Annotated in this window: 20 protein-coding genes; 11 read left to right on the top strand and 9 right to left on the bottom strand. The window is 73.6% G+C overall.

Annotation, left to right across the window (positions count from 1 at the left end; genetic code table 11):
- Positions 1-68 precede the first annotated feature (68 nt).
- The 3 genes from rsgA to U5C87_RS20390 are packed head-to-tail and all read right to left on the bottom strand — an operon-like array spanning position 69 to position 3,059.
- Entirely contained in the window at positions 69-1,115 is a 1,047-nt protein-coding gene (gene rsgA, locus U5C87_RS20400) for a ribosome small subunit-dependent GTPase A (protein ID WP_330474265.1), read from the bottom strand.
- Positions 1,112-2,491: a 3-phosphoshikimate 1-carboxyvinyltransferase gene (gene aroA / locus U5C87_RS20395; RefSeq protein ID WP_443082077.1), complete on the bottom strand. Its 1,380-nt coding sequence runs from the start codon at positions 2,489-2,491 to the stop codon at positions 1,112-1,114. The genes rsgA and aroA overlap by 4 nt, the downstream gene beginning before the upstream one ends.
- Before the next feature lie 37 nt (positions 2,492-2,528).
- A complete protein-coding gene (locus U5C87_RS20390; protein ID WP_330474264.1) occupies positions 2,529-3,059 on the bottom strand; it encodes a DoxX family membrane protein in 531 nt (176 codons plus the stop codon).
- 180 nt (positions 3,060-3,239) lie between these two features.
- Here U5C87_RS20390 and U5C87_RS20385 point away from each other — a divergent pair, with 180 nt between their 5' ends.
- Genes U5C87_RS20385 through rsrA form a run of 4 tightly spaced genes read left to right on the top strand, consistent with a single transcriptional unit; the run spans position 3,240 to position 5,903 of the window.
- Complete coding sequence (locus U5C87_RS20385; RefSeq protein ID WP_330474263.1) at positions 3,240-4,097, top strand: SOS response-associated peptidase; 858 nt, start codon at positions 3,240-3,242, stop codon at positions 4,095-4,097.
- Complete coding sequence (locus tag U5C87_RS20380) at positions 4,094-4,735, top strand: alpha/beta hydrolase family protein (RefSeq protein WP_330474262.1); 642 nt, start codon at positions 4,094-4,096, stop codon at positions 4,733-4,735. Before U5C87_RS20385 ends, U5C87_RS20380 begins: the two co-directional genes overlap by 4 nt.
- A 17-nt stretch (positions 4,736-4,752) precedes the next feature.
- Positions 4,753-5,607, top strand: a complete 855-nt coding sequence (locus tag U5C87_RS20375; RefSeq protein WP_330474261.1) for a sigma-70 family RNA polymerase sigma factor — start codon at positions 4,753-4,755, stop codon at positions 5,605-5,607.
- Entirely contained in the window at positions 5,604-5,903 is a 300-nt protein-coding gene (gene rsrA, locus U5C87_RS20370; protein ID WP_330474260.1) for a mycothiol system anti-sigma-R factor, read from the top strand. Before U5C87_RS20375 ends, rsrA begins: the two co-directional genes overlap by 4 nt.
- A 126-nt stretch (positions 5,904-6,029) precedes the next feature.
- On the opposite strand, the gene U5C87_RS22700 is transcribed toward rsrA, so the two are convergent.
- A complete protein-coding gene (locus tag U5C87_RS22700) occupies positions 6,030-6,104 on the bottom strand; it encodes a 50S ribosomal protein bL37 (protein WP_369791897.1) in 75 nt (24 codons plus the stop codon).
- A gap of 457 nt (positions 6,105-6,561) precedes the next feature.
- Here U5C87_RS22700 and U5C87_RS20365 point away from each other — a divergent pair, with 457 nt between their 5' ends.
- The 3 genes from U5C87_RS20365 (at position 6,562) to U5C87_RS20355 (ending at position 10,556) form a co-directional block, all read left to right on the top strand.
- Entirely contained in the window at positions 6,562-7,875 is a 1,314-nt protein-coding gene (locus U5C87_RS20365) for an HD-GYP domain-containing protein (protein WP_330474259.1), read from the top strand.
- Positions 7,872-9,167, top strand: coding sequence for an HD-GYP domain-containing protein (locus tag U5C87_RS20360; protein WP_330474258.1), 1,296 nt, complete (start codon positions 7,872-7,874; stop codon positions 9,165-9,167). Before U5C87_RS20365 ends, U5C87_RS20360 begins: the two co-directional genes overlap by 4 nt.
- A 216-nt stretch (positions 9,168-9,383) precedes the next feature.
- The gene (locus tag U5C87_RS20355; protein WP_330474257.1) at positions 9,384-10,556 is read left to right on the top strand and encodes an NAD(P)-dependent malic enzyme; all 1,173 of its coding nucleotides are present in this window, start codon (positions 9,384-9,386) and stop codon (positions 10,554-10,556) included.
- Positions 10,557-10,560: 4 nt separating this feature from the next.
- On the opposite strand, the gene U5C87_RS20350 is transcribed toward U5C87_RS20355, so the two are convergent.
- Genes U5C87_RS20350 through U5C87_RS20340 form a run of 3 tightly spaced genes read right to left on the bottom strand, consistent with a single transcriptional unit; the run spans position 10,561 to position 12,669 of the window.
- Complete coding sequence (locus tag U5C87_RS20350) at positions 10,561-11,247, bottom strand: energy-coupling factor transporter transmembrane component T family protein (protein WP_330474256.1); 687 nt, start codon at positions 11,245-11,247, stop codon at positions 10,561-10,563.
- Positions 11,244-11,954 carry an energy-coupling factor ABC transporter ATP-binding protein gene (locus U5C87_RS20345; RefSeq protein WP_330474255.1) on the bottom strand — a complete coding sequence of 237 codons (711 nt, stop codon included), beginning with the start codon at positions 11,952-11,954 and terminating at the stop codon, positions 11,244-11,246. The genes U5C87_RS20350 and U5C87_RS20345 overlap by 4 nt, the downstream gene beginning before the upstream one ends.
- Positions 11,955-11,961: 7 nt before the next feature.
- Positions 11,962-12,669, bottom strand: a complete 708-nt coding sequence (locus U5C87_RS20340) for a biotin transporter BioY (RefSeq protein ID WP_330474254.1) — start codon at positions 12,667-12,669, stop codon at positions 11,962-11,964.
- Between the two features lie 52 nt (positions 12,670-12,721).
- On the opposite strand from U5C87_RS20340, the gene U5C87_RS20335 reads away from it, so the two are divergent.
- Complete coding sequence (locus U5C87_RS20335) at positions 12,722-13,693, top strand: zinc-binding dehydrogenase (protein WP_330474253.1); 972 nt, start codon at positions 12,722-12,724, stop codon at positions 13,691-13,693.
- Positions 13,694-13,743: 50 nt separating this feature from the next.
- Here the strand turns inward: U5C87_RS20335 and U5C87_RS20330 are convergent, their stop codons facing one another.
- Both U5C87_RS20330 and cofD read right to left on the bottom strand, forming a co-directional pair.
- A complete protein-coding gene (locus U5C87_RS20330; protein ID WP_330474252.1) occupies positions 13,744-14,802 on the bottom strand; it encodes a coenzyme F420-0:L-glutamate ligase in 1,059 nt (352 codons plus the stop codon).
- Positions 14,799-15,794 (bottom strand): 2-phospho-L-lactate transferase, encoded by a 996-nt coding sequence (cofD, locus tag U5C87_RS20325; RefSeq protein WP_330474251.1) that lies wholly within the window; start codon positions 15,792-15,794, stop codon positions 14,799-14,801. Before cofD ends, U5C87_RS20330 begins: the two co-directional genes overlap by 4 nt.
- A 245-nt stretch (positions 15,795-16,039) precedes the next feature.
- Between cofD and U5C87_RS20320 the strand changes: the two genes are divergently transcribed.
- The 3 genes from U5C87_RS20320 to U5C87_RS20310 all read left to right on the top strand — a co-directional run bounded on the left by U5C87_RS20320 (position 16,040) and on the right by U5C87_RS20310 (position 21,073).
- Complete coding sequence (locus U5C87_RS20320) at positions 16,040-16,306, top strand: WhiB family transcriptional regulator (protein WP_020143018.1); 267 nt, start codon at positions 16,040-16,042, stop codon at positions 16,304-16,306.
- Between the two features lie 115 nt (positions 16,307-16,421).
- Positions 16,422-19,610: a glycosyltransferase family 2 protein gene (locus U5C87_RS20315; protein ID WP_330474250.1), complete on the top strand. Its 3,189-nt coding sequence runs from the start codon at positions 16,422-16,424 to the stop codon at positions 19,608-19,610.
- Entirely contained in the window at positions 19,607-21,073 is a 1,467-nt protein-coding gene (locus U5C87_RS20310) for a DUF5719 family protein (protein WP_330474249.1), read from the top strand. The genes U5C87_RS20315 and U5C87_RS20310 overlap by 4 nt, the downstream gene beginning before the upstream one ends.
- The last annotated feature ends 16 nt before the right edge of the window (positions 21,074-21,089 follow it).

Genomic DNA, 21,089 nt, shown 5'->3' with positions numbered 1-21,089 from the left:
GGTCAACCTAGCGGCAACCGGCGTCGGTCAGGGCGGGCCGGGGGAGCGGAGTCGTATGCCGCTGGGGCTCAGTGCTCCTCGGTCGTGCTGCGGCTGCTGAGCAGCCGCCGCAGCGACTCGAGCCGCGACGCGCCAGCAGGTCCGGCGTGTCCCTGCTCGACCCAGGCGTCGAGCGCGCACTCCTCCTCGTCGTGGGTGCAGCCGCGGGGGCAGCCGTCCGTGCCCGCGGCGAGGTCGGGGAAGTGGTCGATGATGCGGTCGACGTCGATGTGGGCGAGGCCGAACGAGCGGATGCCGGGGGTGTCGATGACCCAGCCGTCGTCGGAGCCGTCGGCTCCACGCAGGCGCAGGGCCACGGCGTTGGTCGACGTGTGACGGCCCCGGCCGGTCGTGTCGTTGACGATGCCCGTGGCGCGCAGGGCACCCGGCACGAGGCCGTTGACGAGGGTGCTCTTGCCGACCCCCGAGTGGCCGACGAGGACCGACACCTTGCCCGACAGCTTGGCCCGCAGGGCGTCGAGGCCGGTGAAGTCGCCGTCCTTCCACGAGGTGACGACGTGCTCGACCTCGAGAGGCGTGTAGCTGGCGAGGAACTCGGCGGGGTCGACGAGGTCGGCCTTGGTGAGGGCGAGCAGCGGCTCGAGGTCGGCGTCGTAGGCCGCGACGAGGCACCGGTCGACCATGCGCGGTCGCGGCTCGGGGTCCGCGAGCGCCGTGACGATGACGAGCTGGTCGGCGTTGGCGACGATGATGCGCTCGTAGGGGTCGGTGTCGTCCGCCGTGCGGCGCAGCACCGAGCGACGATCCTCGATGCGCACGATGCGGGCCAGTGCGTCGGGGCCACCCGCGAGGTCGCCGACCAGGGCGACGTCGTCGCCGACGACGACCCGGGTGCGGCCGATCTCGCGGGCCTTCATGGCGGTGACGACGCGCTCGGGCTCCTTCTTGCCGAGGACGCCCTTGGGGATGAGGCACGTGTAGCGGCCCCGGTCGACGCCGATGACCATGGCGACGACGGCGTCGGCGTGGGCCGGGCGCTCCTTGGTGCGGGGCCGGGACCCCTTGCGGCTCGGTCGGACCCGGATGTCGCCCTCGTCGAGGTCCCGCCAGCTCATCGCGCGAGCACGACCGGGCCGGTGCCTTCGAGCATGCCCTGCCACAGGCCGACGAAGTCGGGAAGCGTCTTGCGCGTCGTGTCGATGTCCTCGACGTGCACACCGGGCACGCGAAGGCCGATGATCGCGCCCGCGGTCGCCATGCGGTGGTCGTGGTACGTGCGGAACCGCCCGCCGTGCAAGGGTGCCGGCGTGATGCGCAGACCGTCCTCGGTCTCGGTCACGTGTGCGCCAACACCGCCCAGCTCTGCGGTCAGGGCCGCGAGACGGTCGGTCTCGTGGCCCCGGATGTGGGCCACGCCGCGGATCCAGGTGGGGGTCGAGGCGAGGGCGGCGAGGGCGGCCACCGTGGGCGTGAGCTCTGCCGCGTCGTGCAGGTCGATGTCGATGCCGACGAGCTCGCCGCTGCCGACGACGGTGAGGCCCGAGCGGTCGAGGCGCACGTCGGCGCCCATCGTGTCGAGGATCTCGCGGAGCAGGTCGCCGGCCTGAGTCGTGTGCTGCGGCCACCCCGGCACCCGGACCGTGCCGCCCACGACGAGGGCTGCCGCGACGAACGGTCCGGCGTTGGACAGGTCCGGCTCGACCGACACGTCGAGGGCATTGATCTCGGACGGCTCGACCCGCCAGGTGTTGGGCTCGCTGTCGTCGACGATGGCCCCCGCGTCGCGGAGGGTTTCGACGGTCATGAGGATGTGCGGCTCGCTCGGCACCGGCTTGCCGTCGTGGTGCACGGTGACGCCCTCGTCGTAGCGCGCGCCGGCCAGCAGCAGCGCCGAGACGAACTGCGACGACGCGGAGGCATCCATCGTCACAGCCCCGCCCCGGACCCGACCGCGGCCGTCGACCGTGACCGGCAGGTGGCCGTCGTCGTCGTCCACGTCGACGCCGAGCGCCCGGAGCGCGTCGATGACCGGCCCCATCGGGCGCACCCTGGCCTGCGGGTCGCCGTCGAGGCGGACCGGCCCGTCGGCGAGGGCGGCGACTGCCGGCAGGAAGCGCATGACGGTGCCGGCGAGCCCGCAGTCGATGCTGACGTCACCCGTCAGCGTCTCGGGCGGGGTGACGAGCCAGTCGGGCACGTCACCGCCCACCGCCTCACCCTCCGGGGCGACGTCGTCGATGCGCACCCCCAGCGACCGCAGGGCGTCCGCCATGAGCAGCGTGTCGCGCGACCGCAGCGGCGCCCGCAGGCGCGAGCGCTCGGTCGCCAGCGCCGCGAGGACGAGGTAGCGGTTGGTCAGGGACTTGCTGCCCGGCAGCACCACGGTCGCGTCGAGAGGGCCGGACGCGACCGGGGCCGCCCAGTCCGGCACCGAGCCAACGGTGTCGTGCGCTGTCGTGCCGGCTGTGGTGCCGGTGGTGCCGGTCGTCACGGACGTGGGGTGAGGCAATGGATCAGCGGGACTCAACTCAGCTCACGACGTCCTGTGCTCGGTGGGCGAGCAGACGCGCCTCGCGTTTGGCGGTCCGCTGGGCGTGGCGCGCCTCGCGGCGCGTCGTCTTCGTCGCGTGCTGGGCGCGCCACGCGAGGCCGGGACGGCCCTCGGTGTCGACGGCGGCCAGCAGCAGGCCGCCGAGCAGGCCGACGTTCTTGAGGAAGAGGCTGCGGCTCTGGGCCTTGCGGGTCGGGTCGGTCTCCTCCCAGAAGGCGTGCTCGATGGCCGTGGTCGGGACGATGGACGCCGCGAGCACGGTCGAGGCCAGACGCGGCATACGACCCGTGGCGAGGAGGAGGCCACCACCGAGCAGCGCGGCGCCGTTGACCCGGACGAAGAGGTCGGGGTCCTTCGCGGCGACCTCGGCCCCGGGGACCTGGTCCGGCACCTTCTGGAGCAGGTGGGCGGCCTGGTCGGTGCGCGCGGCGGGGTTGCGCAGCGCCTCGACCCCTGCGGCGACGAAGACGGACGCGAGCAGCGGACGGGCGAGACGGCGGACGATCATACGATTTCCTCCTCTGGCCGCAGCCCGCCGGAGCGTGCCGTGGCCATCGTGGACGTGTGGACACCTACGGTATCGACATACCCGTAGGCCACGGGACGACGCCCACACCGCAGGCGTCCCGACGGCCGCGCCCGCCCGCCCCGCCCGCCCCGCCCGACCACGCGGCATACGCTTTGGCGCATGTGCGGGAGGTATGCCGCGAGCGCGCGGCCCGACGAGCTCATCGAGGCGTTCGACGTCGACGAGGACCACACCGGGGACCCCTCGCGCAGCGTCCTGAAGAACCCCCAGAGCCCGCCCGCCGGCGAGCCCGACTGGAACATGGCGCCCTCGAAGCAGGCGCCCGTCGTGCTCACCCGCCGCCCACGGGGTGAGGGGAGCGGGGACGCCGGTGCCGACGCGGGTGCCGAGCCCACGCGGCAGCTGCGGCTGCTCACCTGGGGACTCGTGCCCGCCTGGTCCAAGGACGTCAAGATGGGTCTGCGCATGACGAATGCCCGGGCCGAGTCGGTCCTCGGCAAGGGAGCCTTCGCCAAGGCCGCGCTCTCGCGCCGCTGCATCGTCCCGGCGGAGGGCTGGTACGAGTGGCAGGTCTCGCCGACCGCGGTCGACGCCAAGGGCAAGCCGCGCAAGCAGCCCTTCTTCATCCACCGCGCCGACGGCGCGCCCGTCGCGTTCGCCGGCCTCTACGAGTTCTGGCGCGACCGGGAGCTGCCCGACGGGGACCCGGGCGCGTGGCTCACGACGTTCACGATCATCACGACCGCCGCCGACCCGGGCATGGACCGCATCCACGACCGCCAGCCGCTCGTGCTCGAGCCGGGGCAGTGGGAGCAGTGGCTGGACCCGGAGGAGAAGGACCCCGGCTACGTCCAGGGCGTGCTCGACTTCGCCCAGCCCGGTCGCTTCGAGGCCCACCCCGTCAGCCGCGCCGTCGGGGCCACCCGCAACAACGGCCCGGCGCTCGTCGAGCCCGTCCCCGAGTCCGAGCTCGAGGGCGTCGTCGACCCGATGACCGGCGAGGTCATTGGCGCATGAGCGCCCAGACGCGCGAGACGGTCCGCGAGATCGAGACCCCGGGTGGTCCCGGGCGCGCCCACGTGCAGCGGCCGCAGCGGCCCCACGGCACCGTGGTGCTCGGCCACGGCGCCGGGGGAGGGCTCGGCGCGATCGACCTGGCCGTCGCCCGCGAGGTGCTGCTCGGGGCCGGCTGGGCCGTCGTGCTGATCGAGCAGCCGTGGCTCGTCGCCGGCCGCCGGGTCGCCGGACGGCCGCCGACGCTCGACGCCGCGTGGGTGCCGATGGTCGAGGCCCTTCTCACCGGGCGCGGACGGCTGCCGCGGCCGCTCGTCGTCGGGGGCCGCAGCGCCGGCGCCCGCGTCGCCTGCCGCACCGCCGGCACGCTCGAGGCGGACGCGGGGCTGCTGCTCAGCTTCCCTCTGCACCTGCCCGGGCAGCCCGACAGGCTGAGGGCCCACGAGCTCGCGCTGGCGCCCGACCCGTCATGGGTCGTGCAGGGCACCCGGGACACCTTCGGCACGCCGGAGGAGCTGCGCCCGCACCTCCCGCCGGGCACGACCCTCCTCGAGGTCCCGGGCGCGCACAGCTACCCCAAGGGCTCGCGCGGCGCCCTCATCGACGCGCTGACGAGGATCGCGGGAATGCTCCCCGCGTAGGCGTCGTTGCACCGGGCATGGTCACCTGCCCCACCCGTGAGCCCGAGAGCATCACGACCGCCGCCGTCGCGCGCGGTCTGTTGCCACAGCCCGCCGGTCTAGGCTGGGAGACGATGGCAAAGGACAAGAAGACCGATCCGAGCGCCGCCGTGCGCCTCGCGGACCCCAGCACCGACCGCACGCCGGCAGTCACGACGTCCGTCCCGGCCCTGGGGGCCGACCCCGAGGAGCTGGCGCGCGCCGACGCGAGCGTCGACGTCGCGAGCGAGAGCGAGCCGGAGCGCCGTGCGCGCTTCGAGCGCGAGGCGATGCCCCTGCTCGACCAGCTCTACAGCGCTGCCCTGCGCACGACGCGCAACCCGAGCGACGCCGAGGACCTCGTCCAGGAGACGTTCGCCAAGGCCTACGCGGCCTTCCACCAGTACAAGCCGGGGACCAACCTCAAGGCGTGGATGTACCGCATCCTCACCAACACCTACATCAACACCTACCGCAAGAAGCAGCGTCAGCCGCTCGAGTCCGACTCGGCCCAGATCGAGGACTACCAGCTGGCGCGTGCCGAGTCGCACACGTCGGTCGGTCTTCGCTCCGCCGAGGCGGAGGCGCTCGATCACCTGCCCGACAGCGACGTCAAGCGGGCCCTGCAGGCGATCCCGGAGGAGTTCCGCCTCGCGGTCTACTTCGCCGACGTCGAGGGCTACTCCTACAAGGAGATCGCCGAGATCATGGACACGCCCATCGGAACCGTCATGAGCCGCCTGCACCGCGGCCGGCGCCAGCTGCGAGAGCTGCTCTCGGAGTATGCTGCCGACCGCGGTTTCGCCGCCGCCGGCAGCTCCGAGGGCGTGGGCACCGAAGGAGGTCGGTCATGAGCGAGCACACCACGGCTGGTGCTCCGAGCGCAGACGGGGCGGGAGCGCGCACCGACTGCTCGGAGGCGCTGCTGCGCGTCTACGAGTACCTCGACGGCGAGCTCGGGCCCGACGAGTGCGCGAAGATCCAGGCGCACCTCGACGAGTGCGGGCCGTGCCTGAAGGAGTACGACCTCGACACGACGCTCAAGTCGCTCATCAAGCGGTCCTGCGAGTGCGAGCAGGCCCCCGAGGCGCTGCGGATGACGATCATGTCCCGCATCTCGATGACCGTCATCCAGGTCGACCGCGGCTGAGACGACCGCACCGGCACGACGCCTGGCCCTGCGCGACGCAGGCCCGCTCGATGCCGGCCCGTCCGGCGCCGGACACGACGAAGGCCCGCCCCGAATCATCGGGTGCGGGCCTTTGACGTCTGCGGCTCAGGCGTTGGGCTTGCGGCCGTGGTTGGCGGCGTTGCCCTTGCGGGAGCGGCGCTTGCGGGCGCGCTTGCTCATCGTCGGCTCTCCTTGGTCCTGCGGATTCTCGTGTCCGTACGGGCACGAGAACCCGATTCTTCCACATGCCTGCGCACTCACCCAATTCGGCTGCAGGGTTCCCGGGCAGACCTTAAAATCTTGGTATAGATCCGGCCGTAACGGCCGGATCTGCTTTTGTGCGCGCGCTCGCGCTGGGACGCTGTGACTCGAGGGAAACCTCAGTTGTTCTGTGCTGCCGCGAGCAACGCCCCTCCATGGCGCACGCATCCGGAACATCAATGCAATGAAGGAGCCCCCAAATGTTCGCTGCCCTGCTTGCCGCCCTTGCCTCCAACGACTTCATGACCCGAGCGATGGCATCGCTCGCCAACACGTGGTCCTGGGGTCCCTGAGCCATCTTGCTCCCATCACCTCGGTTCGGTCCTGCTCCCGCTGGCGGTTGCGGGACCGAACTGTCGTGACTTACCTCTAGTCCGTGAGAAGCGCACCCGAACAGCCCACCTCGTCGCGGCTGCTGCCCTACTACATCGCCCTAGTGAGCCTCGGGTCGCTGGCACTCGGAGCGATCTCCTGGGCCTACGGCCGACATCCTGAGGTCGGCCCGCTCCTGCTGCTGTCCGCGATGGGAGTGCTCAGCTACACCCTCCGCGAGCCGACCGTGACCTCGCGCATCGGCTTCTCGTTCCTCTCGATCATCCTGCTGGCCTCCGGAGCCCTCCTCGGCCCGTTCGGCGCCTGGTTCGTCGGGCTCGTGTCGCAGAGCATCGAGCGGGACTCGCGCATGAAGTGGTTCCAGCGGGCCTTCAACATCGCGATGATGAGCATCATCGGCGTCGCCGGGGCCATGGCCTACATCGTGTGCGGTGGCGCCACGTCGCTCGAGTCGATCGGTGGCTTCTCCGACCTCGTCGTGCAGGTGGGACTCCCACTCATCGTCGCCGACGTCGTCCAGTGCCTGACCAACGCCGTCCTCGTGGCCGGTGCCGTCACGCTCGACCAGCGGGTGCCCTTCTGGGTCTTCGTCCGGCGCATCCTCGTCAGCTCTGGGGTGGCCTACATCGGCTACGGCATCATCGGCTTCCTCTTCGTCATCCTCTGGTTCCCCGCCGGGCTCGGCGCGTTCAGCGCCCTGCTCGTCATGGCACCGCTGCTCGCGGCGCGGTGGGCCTTCGTCCAGTTCGGCGAGGAGCTGCGCTCCCACGAACGTGTCGTCGAGACGCTGGTCACGGCGCTCGGCACCAAGGAGCCACCCGCCGTGGACCGCAGCCGGCGGGCGGCGCGGCTCGCCGAGTCCGTCGCCGAGGAGCTCGGCCTCGGACCGCACCAGATCGGCGCGGTGCGGTATGCCGCCACCCTGCACGAGATCGGCCACCTCGGGGTCCCGACCCGTCTGCTGCGCCGTGCCCCCGAGGCGCTCAGCGTGTCGGAGCGGCGCATCATCGACCGGCACTGCGTCATGGGCGCCCGCATGATCGAGGGCATCGACTTCCTCGAGGACGCCCGGTCCGGGATCCGCCACCAGCACGAGCGCTACGACGGCGGAGGCCGTCCCGACGGTGTCGCCGGTCAGGAGATCCCCATCGCGGCTCGCATCCTCGCCGTCACGTCCCGGGTCGAGGAGCTGACCGCCGCAGCGGTCGACGAGGGCAGACAGCCCCACCTGGCGGAGGTCGCACGTGCCCTCCAGTCCGACGAGGGACGCTTCGACCCGACGATCGTCAGCGCCGTGCTCGTGGCGCTCGACAAGCACGGGTGGCCGTCCGGAGTGTCGACGGGAGCCGGCACGTGAAGGGCGCCGTGCGTCGCGAGCCGGTGGCCCTGATCATCGGACTGGTCGGCCTCGTGGTCTCCGTCGCGGCCGCGCTCGTCACCCGTGACATTCCGCAGCCGGGCACGGAGGCCGGCCTGCTCGTCGCCGCCGTCTTCGCCGTCACGATCGTCCTCGGCGAGTGGTTCCACCTGTCGGCGCCCGGGTTCCGTGGCTCCGCGCCCATCGCCATGGCGGCGGCCTTCGGCCTGGCCCTGACCACGGAGGTCACCGGCGGCCAGTTCGTCGCGTACGGCACCGCCTTCGTCGTCGCCGTCACCTCGCTCGCCATGTCGGTCGGGACCGTGACGAGGGTCCTGTCGGGTCGGGACGTGAGCATCGTCGAGACAACGGGGCGACTCGTGGCGATCACAGTCGTGACCATCCTCTACCGGGGGGTGCACCTCGGTCAGCAGCCGGGAGAGGCCGCACCCTCCGACGGCCTCGTGCCGTGGCAGCGGGCCGCGCTGATGCTGGGCATCACGATGCTGGGCCTCGTCGCCGACACGCTCTTCACGTCGGTGCTGCGTGCGCTGTCGGCGTCGGGAAACCTGCGCCGCACCTTCGTCGAGGAGGTCCGCTCGTCGTTCGCGATGTCCATGGCGGTCGCCGTCACCGGCGTGCTCATCGCGCTCGCCGCCCCGCCCATGGGGATCGCGGCCCTCCCGCTCTTCCTCATGCCGCTCGTGCTGACGCTCTTCGCCTTCCGCCGCTACGTCAGCATCCGCGCCACCTACCTCCAGAGCATCCGGACCCTCTCGCGCCTGACCGACGCGGCCGGCTACACCCCGGCCGGCCACTCCGAGCGCGTGGCAGCCCTCGCGGTCCGGGTCGGCCGCGAGCTCGGCCTGTCCGAGCGTGAGCTGCTCGACCTCGAGTACGCCGCGCTGCTCCACGACATCGGCCAGGTGGCCCTCATCGAGCCGATCCCGGGCGGCGCCACGGTCCTCGCCGCCCCCGCCGACCAGCGCCGCATCGAGGCCGACACCGTGGCGATCGTCCGCGAGACCGGCGTCTTCGAGGGCGCGGCCCGGATCCTCGAGCACCAGACGACGCCCTACCGCCAGGTGCGCGAGCTCGGTGAGGAGATCCCGCTGACGAGCCGCATCGTCAAGGTCGTCAACGCCTACGAGGACCTCACGGCGGGGGCGCGCAGCGTGCGGGCGCGCGAGGCCGCCATCGAGCGGATCTACCTCGGTCTCGGCTACGAGTACGACCCCCGGGTCGTCGACGCCCTGCTGACTGCCATCGGGCCCGGCTCCGACCAGTCCTGAGCCCGGCTGAGCCCGGCCGTGCCGGGCTGAGAGGGGCGTCGCTGAGAGGGGCGTCACAGGGGCGTGACCCTTGGGCGGCGGACGCCGGCGTGCCATGATGGCGACTTCGGGCAACCCCCGTCGCGAGAACGAGCTTGCAGGCCAGACCCCCGGCGCTGTCTCACCAGTGAGGGCGTCCCTGCCCTCGTCTTCTCCATGCGAACGAGGTGTCCCAGCATGAGTGCGTTGCCCACCGCCCAGCTCTTCGATCCCCGTGACCCGGTGTTCCAGGTCCACGAGGGAGGCAAGCTCGGGGTGCACGCCACGTCGGCCCTGCGAGATGCGGCCGACCTCTCCCTCCTCTACACGCCGGGTGTCGCGCAGGTCTCGCGCGCCATCGCGGCCGACCCGACGCTCGCGGGCGTCTACACGAGCCGGCGCAACACCGTCGCCGTCGTCAGCGACGGCACCGCCGTGCTCGGCCTCGGCGACGTGGGGCCGTTGGCCGCCTTGCCCGTCATGGAGGGCAAGGCGGTGCTCTTCAAGCACTTCGCGGACGTCGACGCCGTGCCGGTCTGCATGGAGACCGGCACCGTCGACGAGATCGTCGAAGCGGTGGCGCGGATCGCGCCGACCTACGGCGGCATCAACCTCGAGGACATCTCGGCGCCGCGCTGCTTCGAGATCGAGCAGCGCCTGCAGGAGCGCCTCGACATCCCCGTCTTCCACGACGACCAGCACGGGACGGCGATCGTCGCGCTGGCGGCCCTGCTCGGTGCGGTGCGGGTCGTCGAGAAGGAGCTGCCCGACCTCACGGTCGTCGTGTCCGGGGCCGGTGCCGCCGGCGTGGCCGTGAGCCGCATCCTGCTCGCCGCCGGCGTGGGGGACGTGATCGTCGTCGACTCCCGTGGCGTGCTCGGACCCGACCGCGACGACCTCGTCCCGCACAAGCGCAGGCTGCGCGACCTGACGAACCGGCGCGGGGTCACCGGCGCCATCGGCGACGCCCTGTCCGCCGCCGACGTCCTCATCGGGGTCTCCGGGGGCACCGTGGCCGAGCGGGACCTCATGCGGATGGCGCCGCGGGCGATCATCTTCGCGCTCGCCAACCCGGACCCCGAGGTGCACCCCGTCGTGGCATCTCGCTTCGCCGAGGTGGTGGCGACGGGGCGCTCGGACTTCCCGAACCAGATCAACAACGTGCTCGCCTTCCCCGGCATCTTCCGCGGTGCCCTGGACTCGGGCGCCCGCCGGATCACCGAGGAGATGAAGCTCGCGGCGGCGTATGCCATCGCCGGGCTCGTCGACGAGCCGACCGCCGACCGGATCGTGCCGAGCGTCTTCGACGAGCGCGTGGCGCCCGCCGTCGCCGCCGCGGTGGCGGCCCGGGTCACGCCGACGCCCCGCTGAGGGCTCAGGCGCTCCCGGTCCATCCCGGGCCGGGAGCGTCGTCGGCCGGGTCGTCAGGGTCGTCAGGGCCGGCAGGTTCCGCTGGATCGGTGAGGCCCCGGGCGGCGAGCGCCTCGCCGGTCGCCCTGGCGAACGCGACGACGTGCACGACCGTGGGCACGACGACGGCTCGCGCGTCCCGCTCGAGTCCCCGGGCCCGGGCCGACTCGCGCACGCTGGCGAAGGACCCGGCCACCCAGGGCACCGAGCGCACGACGACGCCAAGGGTCAGGGCCACGACCTCGGGGTCGACGACGCGGCGCAGGGGCTGCGCGGCGCGCACCGCGCCGTCGAGCAGGTCGGAGACCGGCGTCGTGGCGGTGAGGACGCCGGCCGCGACGAAGGCGTTGACGATGCCGAGGACGACGCGGACGGCATACGCCAGGTCGTGCGACCACCACTGGAAGGCCAGCAGCAGGACGAGCACGGGCAGCAGACCGCGCATCGAACGCAGGAGGCGGCGCACCGGGAGCCGGGCCAGGAGCACGACCCCGGCGAGGGCGACCGTCACGAGTGCGAGTGACCAGACGGAGGGCGCGACCCAGGGCATCGCCCCGACGGCGAGAACGCCGACGAGCTTGAGCCACAAAGGCATCCGGTGCACGAACGACGTGCCCGGCACGTGGGCCGTGAAGAGTCCCGGTCCCCTCACGGCTCGTCGACCAGCCGCACGTAGTGCTCCACGCCGCCTGCCGGGTCACCGTCGAAGACGACGCGTCCCTCGTCCACGACGAGGGTGCGGTCGGCAGCGGCGGCGAGGTCGAGGTCGTGGGTCGCGAGCACGACGGTCTGGGGGAGGGCGTCGAGCAGGGCGCGCAGCCGCAGGGTGTTGCGTCGGTCGAGGAGCGTCGTCGGCTCGTCGAGGACGAGCAGCACGGGGTCGGTCGCGAGGACGACCGCGAGCGCCATGAGCTGGCGCTCACCACCGGACAGGTCGTAGACGCTCTGGTCGGCGAGGTGGGTGAGGCCGAAGCGCTCCAGGACCTCGTCGGCAGCTGCGCGGCGGTCGCTGCGGGAGCGGTGCAGCCGACGGAGCGAGAGCTCGACGTCCTCCCGGCCGGTCGGCATGACGAGCTGCGAGATCGGGTCGGTGAAGGCGAAGGCGACGCGCCGGCGCACTCTGGCCCCGTGGCGCACGGTGTCGTGGCCGTCGACCGTGACCGCTCCCGACGTAGGGCTGACCAGACCGTTGAGCAGCCGCAGGAGGGTCGACTTGCCCGAACCGTTGGCCCCGACGACGCTGACCCGGCGCTCGGTCAGGACGAGGTCGACGGGGCCGAGGATGGTGCGCGTGCGCCGGTCCGCCGAGCCGTCCACGGGCACGGTGACGGTGGCACCGTCGAGGCGGACCTCCGTCACGGACAGGTCACGCGCGAGGACGGGCGAGCACGTCGGGGAAGGCGCGGTGCACGGAGACCGCGGCCACGACCGCGACGACGTCCTTGACGAGGTCGCCGGGCAGGAACGGCAGGTCGGCGCTGACGGCCGCCGACAGCGGCAGCCGGAGGTTGACCATGAGGCCCAGGACCCCCAGCACGTGCACGACGGCGACGGTCGTGACGAAGGAGGCGGCGAGCAGCAGCGCCACCCACAGCGACCGGCGGGTGCGCCGGAGGACGACCCGGGCCGCGAGCCCCACGACCAGGGCGGCCACGACGAACGAGACGAGATAGCCGGCCGTCGGGCCGCTCAGCACCTGCAGCCCGGACTGCCCGCGGCTGAAGACGGGCAGCCCGACGAAGCCCAGCAGCAGGTAGAGCAGGACGGCGAGGCCACCGCGGACCGGACCGAGCACCAGACCCGTGAGCATGACGGCGAGGGTCTGCAGCGTGATCGGCACACCGAGGCCACCGACCGGGATGCCGGGCACGACGGCGGCCGCCACGAGGAGGGCCGTGAAGACGGCCACGAGGGCGACGGACTGCGCGTCGACACCGCGGGGAGCCGTGCGGCCGGGATGACCGCCGTGGCTCGGCGAGGATTCGCGACGGGTGTCGGAGCCGGTCGCAAAGGTCTTCAGGGACGCCGACGGCGCCGGCTGGGGCGCGCTGCGCACGGGCGTGTTGTCGGTCACGGGCAGGACCCTACCGGGGCGCAGGACCCCGGCTGGTCACTAAGGTGCTGGGATGCTCGCTGCCTACGCCGTCAGTCAGTCCGCGTCCGACCCGCTCTCCGGCCTCGTCGTCGGTGAGCGCCCGGATCCCGAGGCCAGGCCGGGTTGGACCGTGGTCGACCTGCGGGCCGCCGCGCTCAACCACCACGACGTGTGGTCGCTCCGCGGCGTGGGGCTGTCGCCGGACCGCCTGCCCATGGTCCTCGGGTGCGACGGCGCCGGCGTCGACGCGGACGGCAACGAGGTCATCGTCCACGCCGTCGTCCCCTCCGACGGCTGGCGTGGGGACGAGACCCTCGACCCGCGGCGCACCCTCCTGTCGGAGCTGCACGACGGCACGCTCGCCGAGAAGGTGCTCGTGCCCAACGGCAACGTCGTGCCCAAGCCCGAGTCGATGTCGTGGCAGACCGCGGCGTGCCTCTCGACGGCGTGGCTCACGGCCTACCGCATGCTCTTCACCAACTCCGGCGTGCAGCCCGGGGGCACCGTGCTCGTCCAGGGCGCCGGGGGCGGCGTGGCCACGGCCCTCATCCAGCTCGGCTCGGCCGCGGGCTACCGGATGTGGGCCACCTCGCGCGACGAGGCGCGGGGACAGCGTGCGCTCGAGATCGGCGCCGACCGCGTCTTCGGCTCGGGGGAGCGGCTCCCGGACCGCGTCGACGCCGTGATGGAGACCGTCGGCGCCGCCACGTGGTCGCACTCGGTCAACTCCTTGCGCCCCGGCGGCACCATCGTCATCTCCGGCGCGACGTCGGGCGATGCCCCGGCCAAGGCGGAGCTGACGAAGATCTTCTTCAAGCAGCTGCGCGTCGTCGGCTCGACGATGGGCACCCGTGAGGAGCTGGCACACCTCGCTCGCCTCGTCGAGCAGCGCGGCATCGAGCCGGTCGTCGACTCGGTGATGCCGCTGGCCGACGCCCTGGACGGCTTCGCCCGGATGGTCGACGGCGACGTCTTCGGCAAGGTCGTCTTCACCGTCGGCTGACGAGCGGCAGTGCCATCGGTGCGCCCCGTCGGTGCACCGGCGGGGCGCCGTCAGGTCGTGGGGGCTCCGGTCACGTGGACGACCGCCGAGAGGCCGTCCGCCGACGGGGGACCCGCGTCGCCGACGAGCCACTCGCACCACAGCGCGGTCGTCAGGCGCGAGACCAGGCGGCCCAGCTCGTAGGGGGTGTCGGCGCCGAGGGTCACCGAGAGGCGGCCCACGTCGGCGGTGCCGGACCCGACCCCGTGCAGCGCGGCGCGCACGGCGCGCGAGACCGCGTCGAGGCGCGTGTCGCCGGCCACCGGGGCGACGCCGACGGCGGCGGCCTCCGGGCTGCCGGGCTCGATGCCGAGCGCCGCTCGGACCGCCTCCACGCGCCCGTGGCCGAACCAGTCGCCAGGCCCGGTGCGCACGAGGTCGCGTCCGCGGGGGTGTGCCTCGAGCGGCTCGTCCACGAGGATGCCGGGCAGTCCGCGGAGCACGGCAGCGGGGACGGCGGCGACCTTGCCCTTGACGAGGTCGGCCGCCGCCGCGATCTCGTCGGCGACGGCGCGGGTGGTCACCTCGAGAGGCTTGCCGTCCGCGTCGGTGCCCCCACGCAGGTCGTCGAGGACGCGGAGCCCGTGGGCGCCGAGCGCGAAGTCGACCTGGCCCACGCGCCAGGCGCGACCGGCGGTGTCGCTGAGCACGACCCCCACCCGCACGCCGTGCCGCGCCACGAGGGCGTCGTGGACCTGCTCGCAGACGCCGTCGGGGTCGTGGGGCAGCAGCAGCCAGCCGCCGCGCTCGCCGGTGTTGGAGCCGTCGACGCCCGCCGCCGCCATGACCGGCCCCGCCTTGGCGCGCACGATGCGCGTGACGCGGTCACCGACGGCGCGCTCGGCGACGACGTGCTCGGTCTCGCCGCGCACGACGCGGTCCTTGTCGGGGTCGTGCGTGACGAGGCCGAGCGCCTTGCTCGCGACCTTGCTCGAGATGACGACGACGTCCCCGTCGGCCAGCCGCACGCCCGCGTGGTCGAGGCCGACCTGGACGACGTCGGCGAGGTCGTCGCCCTCGCACACCTCGGGTATGCCGGTGAGCGGCGTAACCGTGACGGGCGCGGTCACGCCGGGGCTCGCTCCGCGCGCAGCCGCAGACCGAGGTGGAGGGCCGCGCCCGCCATCTCGGCCGCCGCGTCCACCGAGCTCATGAGCAGCGGGCGTCGCTGGACCTCGAGGCCGCGGCGGTCGGGCATCGGGTCCTCCTCGTCGACGAGCCAGCCGTCGAGGAAGTCGGAGTAGAGGCCCGCCACGCCGGCGCTGGACTCCTCCACACCGATCGTGCGCAGGCAGACGTCGGCGTGCCCGCGCACCGGCCGGCCGCCGACGAGTGGGGAGACCCCGACGACGGGGGCCCGGGTGCCGCGCAGCGCGTCCCGCACGCCCGGCACCCCCAGGATGATGCCGATCGAGACGACCGGGTTGCTCGGGGGGAGGAGGACGACGTCGGCCTCGCGGATCGCGTCGAGCACGCCCGGCGCCGGGGTCGCCTTGTCGAGTCCGGCGACGACGAACCGCTCGGCGGGCAGCTCGGCACGGTGGCGCACCCACCACTCCTGGAAGTGGATGGCGCGCTGCTGCCCGTCCTCCTCGACGACGACGTGGGTCTCGACCGGGGTGTCGGTCATGGGCAGCAGCCGGACCCCGAGCTCGCCCAGCCCCCAGCGGGCGGAGAGGCGGTCGACGACCGCGCTGAGCGGCATACCTTGTCCGAGCAGCTGCGAGCGGTAGACGTGGGTGCCGAAGTCCTTGTCGCCCAGGGTGAACCACTGCGGCTCGGCGCCGAGGGCGGCAAGCTCGCCGGCGACGCTGTGCGTCTCGTCCGCGCGTCCCCAGCCCTGCCCCTCGTGGATGCCGCCGCCCAGCGTGTACAGCAGCGTGTCGATGTCGGGACACACCCGCAGCCCGAAGAGCGTGATGTCGTCACCAGTGTTGCCGATGACGGTCAGCTCGAGTGGATCGGAATCCGGTGTCAGGGGGTAGGTGTGTCGGGCGTGGTGGAGCAGGCCCCGGAGGAACCGGGCGCCGCCGACTCCTCCGGCCAGAGCGGTGATGCGCATGCGCCGATCCTCTCAGCAGGCCGTCCCCGGCCGGTCGTGCGGGGTGGGCCCCGGCATCTGGATCCTGCGAATATCACCAACGGGCTTGACGTGGGGCGTATGACACGCATGTAATTTCATTGTTGTATTCGGTCGGGGCCGTGCTTCTGGAACGAATGGACCTTTTTGTCCAGAACCTCCGGAGAACGAACTCGCTCGGTGCGACAGTGCATCCACACAGTGCACGTCAGGGTCGAGGAGGGGTCATGCACGAGTTGATGGTGGTTTGGTCGGACACGGGTGAGCAGGAGGGTGAGCTCTCCTGGCAGGAGCGCTCGCTCTGCGCCCAGACCGACCCGGAGGCGTTCTTCCCGGAGAAGGGCGGCTCCACGCGCGAGGCCAAGAAGGTCTGCGTGGGTTGCGAGGTGCGTTCCGAGTGCCTCGAGTACGCCCTGTCCAATGACGAGAGGTTCGGCATCTGGGGCGGACTGTCCGAGCGAGAGCGCCGCAAGCTGAAGAAGCGCGCGGTCTGATCGTGAGGTCCGAACCCGGTACCCCGCAGGTGTCCGGGTGAAGGTCGCCGCTGTGCCCGAAGAGCTCGCCGAAGTCCCAGGTGCCCCCGCAGCCGCGGGGGGTTCGTCCGCGTCGTTGTCTGCCCCTCCCTCCACCGGGCAACGACCGGACGTCACCGTCGAGGCGATCGTCGTCGTGCACAACGGAGCCACGTGGCTGGCGGAGTGTCTCGACGGCCTGGCCGCCCAGACGCTGCCGCCGGCCCGGCTCGTCATCGTCGACATCGCGAGCAGCGACACGTCGGTCGCCATCGCGCACGCCCACTCCCGGGTGCGCCGGGCGATCGGGTCCGTCGAGGTCGTACGCCTCGACGCTCGCGTCCCGATCGGGCGTGCCGTCGAGCGTGGCATCGAGGCGCTCCCCGTCCCGGCCGACCCCGCGTCGAGCTGGGTCTGGGTGCTGCACGACGACTCCGTTCCACGGGCCAACGCCCTGGCCCAGCTGCTCCAGGCCGGCCTGCGCTCGAAGTCCGTCGGGGTCGCCGGGCCCAAGCTCGTCAGCTGGGACGACCCGCGACGCCTCGTCGAGATGGGCATCCAGATCACCCGCACGGGACGCCGCCTCGGTTCACCGGTGCGCGGCGAGGCCGACCAGGGCCAGTACGACCACCGCGCCGACGTCCTCGCGGTGAGCACGAGCGGCATGCTCGTGCGGCGCTCCGTCCACGACGACCTCGGCGGTTTCGACCCCGCGTTCCTCGACCACGGAGCCGACCTCGACTTCGGCTGGCGGGCCCAACTCGCCGGGCACCGCGTCATCGTCGTGCCGGCAGCGGTCGTCCGCGACGCCTCGGCGAGCCTCGACGGCGCCCGCCCCGGCGGTCCCACCCCGCGCGAGCTCGAACGCCGCGGCCGACGCGCCGCGCGCCAGGTCACGCTCGCCCGCTGCTCGCCCTTCGCCGCCCCGTTCCTCGCCATCTGGATGGCGCTCTCCGCGGTGCTCGCCTCGCTCACCCTGCTCGTGGCCAAGCGCCCGAGGCAGGCCTGGCGTGAGCTGACGGACGTCACCGCGCTGATGCACCCGTTCGCGACGCTCGGCGCCCGCTGGCGCGGGCGCCGCACCAAGCGCCTGCGCCGCGACCACCTCGGCACCCTCTTCGTGGCCCCGGCCGTCGCCGCCCGCACCACCGTCGACCACATCCAGGACGCCATCACGCCCGAGCGCGCCCGCGCCCGGCGCGAGGCGGCCGCGACGACCGAGACCGGCCCCGTGGCCGACGACTCCGAGTCGCTCGACCACCTCCCCGCGTCGCTGCCCCGCAGGGTCGTGACCCACCCCGGCTTCCTCGCCGTCGTCGCCGTGCTCGTCGCCACGGTCGCGGCCTGGCGCGACACGATCCGCGCCGGCGCGCTGTCCGCGACGAACGCCGGCGTCGCCGGCGGCGAGCTGCGTCCCGTGACCACCGACTCCTCGGGCCTCTGGCACGCCTTCCGCGACGCCTGGCACGGCGCCGGACTGGGCACCGGGGCCGAGTCCGGACCTCACCTCGCCGTCCTCTCCGCGCTGACCTGGCTGGCCGAGCGCGTGCCCGGTGTCGCCGAGAGCCGTTCGAGCGCGGGCGTCACCATCGCCTGGCTGCTGTTCCTGACCCCGGTCCTCGCCGCGTGGTCCACCTACCTCGCAGCGCGCGTCGTCACCTCCTCGCGCGTCGCCCGCGCCCTGGCCGCCCTGGCGTGGGGCACGGCCGGCGTCGCCGCGACCGGGCTCGCCCAGGGCCGCGTCGGGGTGGCCGTCGTGCACGTGCTGCTGCCCTTCGTGCTCGCCGGCTTCTGCCTGGCCGCCCGGCGCGACGGCACCTTCACCGCCACCTTCGCCACCGCGCTGGCGACCGCGGTCCTCGGCGCGTTCGCGCCGCCGCTGCTCGCTGTCGCCGCGCTCGCGGCTCTCCTGCTCCTCGTCCTGGGGCCGGGGCTGCGGCGGGCCCGGGCGCTCGTGCTCCTCGTCGTCCCGGCCGCCCTCCTCGGCCCGTGGACGGCTCGTTTCGTCGAGGACCCGCGCCTGCTCCTGTCGGGGCCCGGCCTCGTCGCGACGTCGTCCGACCGCAGCACATGGGGCGTGCTCACGCACGTCCTCGGCGGGACGAGCGCGACCACGTGGGTCGCCTGGCTCGCGGCCCCGCTCGTCGTGCTCGGCGTCGTCGGGCTCGCCACGCGCGGCCGCACCCGTGCCGAGTCCGTCGGCCTCGTCGTCGGCGCCGTGCTGGCCGTGCTCGGGCTCGCCGTCGCGCTCGGCTCGGAGCACGTCGTCCTCGGCTCGGCCGAGACCGGCGTCGGCCGGTCGGCCCCGGCCCACCTCTGGGCGGGGCTCGGGGTCCAGCTCTGGTGGGCGGGCCTGCTCGTCGGGGTGCTGGCCGGCAGCCGCCCGGTGCTCGCCTCGCTCGGTCGACCGGGTCGACGCTGGGGCTTCGTCGCCGCCGTCGGCGCCGCGGCCCTCGCGGTCGTGCCCGTCCTCGCCGCCGCCACTGTCTGGGGCGTGCAGGGCGTCGGCCGCACGCTGTCCGTCGGCCAGGCCACACTGCCCGCCATCGCGACCGAGCAGGGCGGCGGCCCCCTCGGCAACCGGCTGCTGCTGCTCCGCCCGTCCGACGACGTCGTGGACTTCGTCCTCGCCGGCCAGGAGCCGGGTGAGCTGCTGCGCGACCTCGACCGCGCCCCCGACGCCGACGACGCCGCCCTCGTCGACGCCGTCGCCAACATCGTCGGCGGCCGCGGCGCCGACTCGCTCGACTCCAGGGCGCTCGCCCGTCTCGGCATCGGTTTCGTCCAGGTGCGGGCGACGGCCGACTCCGGCCTCGCCCGGCGACTGGACTCCTCGCAAGGCCTGAGCCGCCTCGGTTCGAGCGAGCGAGGCATCCTCTGGAAGGTGCAGCCGCTCCCGGCCGCCGCCGGCGCCGAGGCCGGCACGGCACCGTCCCGCGCACGGCTCGTCGACGCGGACGGTGCGGTGCTGCAGGTCGTGCCCACCGTCGGCCCGCACGCAGCGGTCGACACGACCCTGCCGGCCGGCACCGGCTCACGCTTCGTCGTGCTCGCCGAGCCCACCGAGTGGTCGCGCCAGGCGGTCGTCACCTTCGACGGCGCGCAGCTGCAGCCCGTCGCGGGTGCTGCACAGCCGACGTATGCCGTGCCACCCACCGCGGGCACGCTCGAGGTCGACCTCGCCGCCGCCCAGCCGTGGTGGCGCCTCGGCCAGGCCGTGCTCCTCGCCTTCGTCGTCTTCATGGCCGTGCCCTTCGGCAACCGTCGCTCGAGGAGGCGCTCATGAGGAACGTGTCCGGGATCGTCCGGGCGGGAGCGGTGGCGCTCGTCGCGGCCGGTCTCGCCGTGGGGGCGACCCGTGTCAGCGGCTCCGTGCAGCTCGCCACCGCAGGCGAGCGCGTGGGGCTGCCCGAGTCGTCCAGCGTGCTCGTCGACGCCGCGTCGCTCGTCTGCCCCGGCCAGCAGCGTCTCGGCGCCACCGGACTGCGCGACGTGGCGGGCACCGTCACAGTTGCCGCAGCATCGCCCGACGCCGGTGTCGTGACGGGAGCACCGACCGGGGGCACCGGAGGAGTCCAGCTGCTCGGCGGGACGGCCTCGACCGGTCTGGCCCGGACCGGCGACCGCGGCGCGGTCGCCTCGGCCGGAGTCCGGGGCCCCGACGTGGTCGTCGCCACGGCGAACGGCGCGCTCGCTCCGGGGCTCGTGGCCACGCAGGTCTGGCGCCACACCGGCGACGACGACCGCGGTCTCGCCGTGACGCCGTGCCAGCCGCCGTCGTCAGACGTGTGGCTCGTCGGTGGCGGCGCCGGCCCGTCGCGGACCGAACGCGTCATCGTCAGCAACCCCGGAGCCAATGCCGTCTCGGTGTCGTTCGAGGTCCTCGGGACCTCGGGACGCATCGACGCGGCGGCCGACCGCAGCGTCTCGATCCCGCCGCTCTCGCGTGAGGTCGTCTCGCTCGACGCCATCGCGCCCGCCGAGACGGCCCCCGTCGTCCACGTCACCGCCACGGGCGGCGTCATCTCGGCGGTGCTCGACGACCAGTGGATCCTCGGCGCCACCGGCCGCGGCATCGACGACGCGACCCGCGCCGCCTCGCCGGGCACCGACCTCGTCGTCCCCGGCGTCGAGACCGGCGGCGCCACGTCGTTGCGGCTCGCGAACCCCGGCGACTCCGAGGCCCTGGCCCAGGTGCGGCTCCTCACCGACAAGGGCCCGGTGCAGCCCGACGACCTCCGGGCCGTCCGGGTCCCCGCCGACTCGACGCTCGACGTCCCGCTGCCGGCCAACGCTGCAGCGCTGGGACTCGGCATCCGCTCCGACCAGCCCCTCGTCGCTGCGGCCTGGGCCGAGCGACGCGCGACCACCGCGGACCAGATGGGCGACTTCGCGTGGACGCCCGCGACGCCTGCGCTGCGGGGTGTGGCCGGTGTGCTCCTGCCGGGCCTCGACGGCACGACGAAACGCCTTCTCCTGACGGCTGGTCCGGCTGCTGCCACCGTCGAGGCCCGCCTCGGCACCGGCGACGGTGCCAAGGTCTCGACCGTCGACGTGCCGGCGGAGTCGACCGTGGCCGTGGCCGTGGGTGACGCCGACAGCGTGTGGGTCGTCCCGACGACCGGGGCGGTGCGCGCCGCGGTCTCGGTCGCCGGTGTCGACGGGGGCGTGCCGTTCTTCTCGGTGGCCTCGCTCACCGACGCGCCGGTCCGGGCCCTGTCGGTCCCGGTGCGTCAGGTGCGCAACTGACGGCGGCCTGACGCCG

The organism is Terrabacter sp. C0L_2 (assembly GCF_036352015.1).
GTDB classification, from domain to species: Bacteria; Actinomycetota; Actinomycetes; order Actinomycetales; family Dermatophilaceae; genus Terrabacter; species Terrabacter tumescens.
The sequence above is the reverse complement of the archived record's forward strand: the minus strand, read 5'-3'. Positions and strand labels throughout refer to the sequence as shown.

What these genes read in the sequence shown, in the direction of transcription:
- rsgA (WP_330474265.1), bottom strand. Translation starts at nt 1,115, where the DNA reads ATGAGCTGGCGGGACCTCGACGAGGGCGACATCCGGGTCCGACCGAGC.
- U5C87_RS20390 (WP_330474264.1), bottom strand. Translation starts at nt 3,059, where the DNA reads ATGATCGTCCGCCGTCTCGCCCGTCCGCTGCTCGCGTCCGTCTTCGTC.
- U5C87_RS20385 (WP_330474263.1), top strand. Translation starts at nt 3,240, where the DNA reads ATGTGCGGGAGGTATGCCGCGAGCGCGCGGCCCGACGAGCTCATCGAG.
- U5C87_RS20380 (WP_330474262.1), top strand. Translation starts at nt 4,094, where the DNA reads ATGAGCGCCCAGACGCGCGAGACGGTCCGCGAGATCGAGACCCCGGGT.
- U5C87_RS20375 (WP_330474261.1), top strand. Translation starts at nt 4,753, where the DNA reads ATGGTCACCTGCCCCACCCGTGAGCCCGAGAGCATCACGACCGCCGCC.
- rsrA (WP_330474260.1), top strand. Translation starts at nt 5,604, where the DNA reads ATGAGCGAGCACACCACGGCTGGTGCTCCGAGCGCAGACGGGGCGGGA.
- U5C87_RS20355 (WP_330474257.1), top strand. Translation starts at nt 9,384, where the DNA reads ATGAGTGCGTTGCCCACCGCCCAGCTCTTCGATCCCCGTGACCCGGTG.
- U5C87_RS20335 (WP_330474253.1), top strand. Translation starts at nt 12,722, where the DNA reads ATGCTCGCTGCCTACGCCGTCAGTCAGTCCGCGTCCGACCCGCTCTCC.
- cofD (WP_330474251.1), bottom strand. Translation starts at nt 15,794, where the DNA reads ATGCGCATCACCGCTCTGGCCGGAGGAGTCGGCGGCGCCCGGTTCCTC.
- U5C87_RS20320 (WP_020143018.1), top strand. Translation starts at nt 16,040, where the DNA reads ATGCACGAGTTGATGGTGGTTTGGTCGGACACGGGTGAGCAGGAGGGT.
- U5C87_RS20310 (WP_330474249.1), top strand. Translation starts at nt 19,607, where the DNA reads ATGAGGAACGTGTCCGGGATCGTCCGGGCGGGAGCGGTGGCGCTCGTC.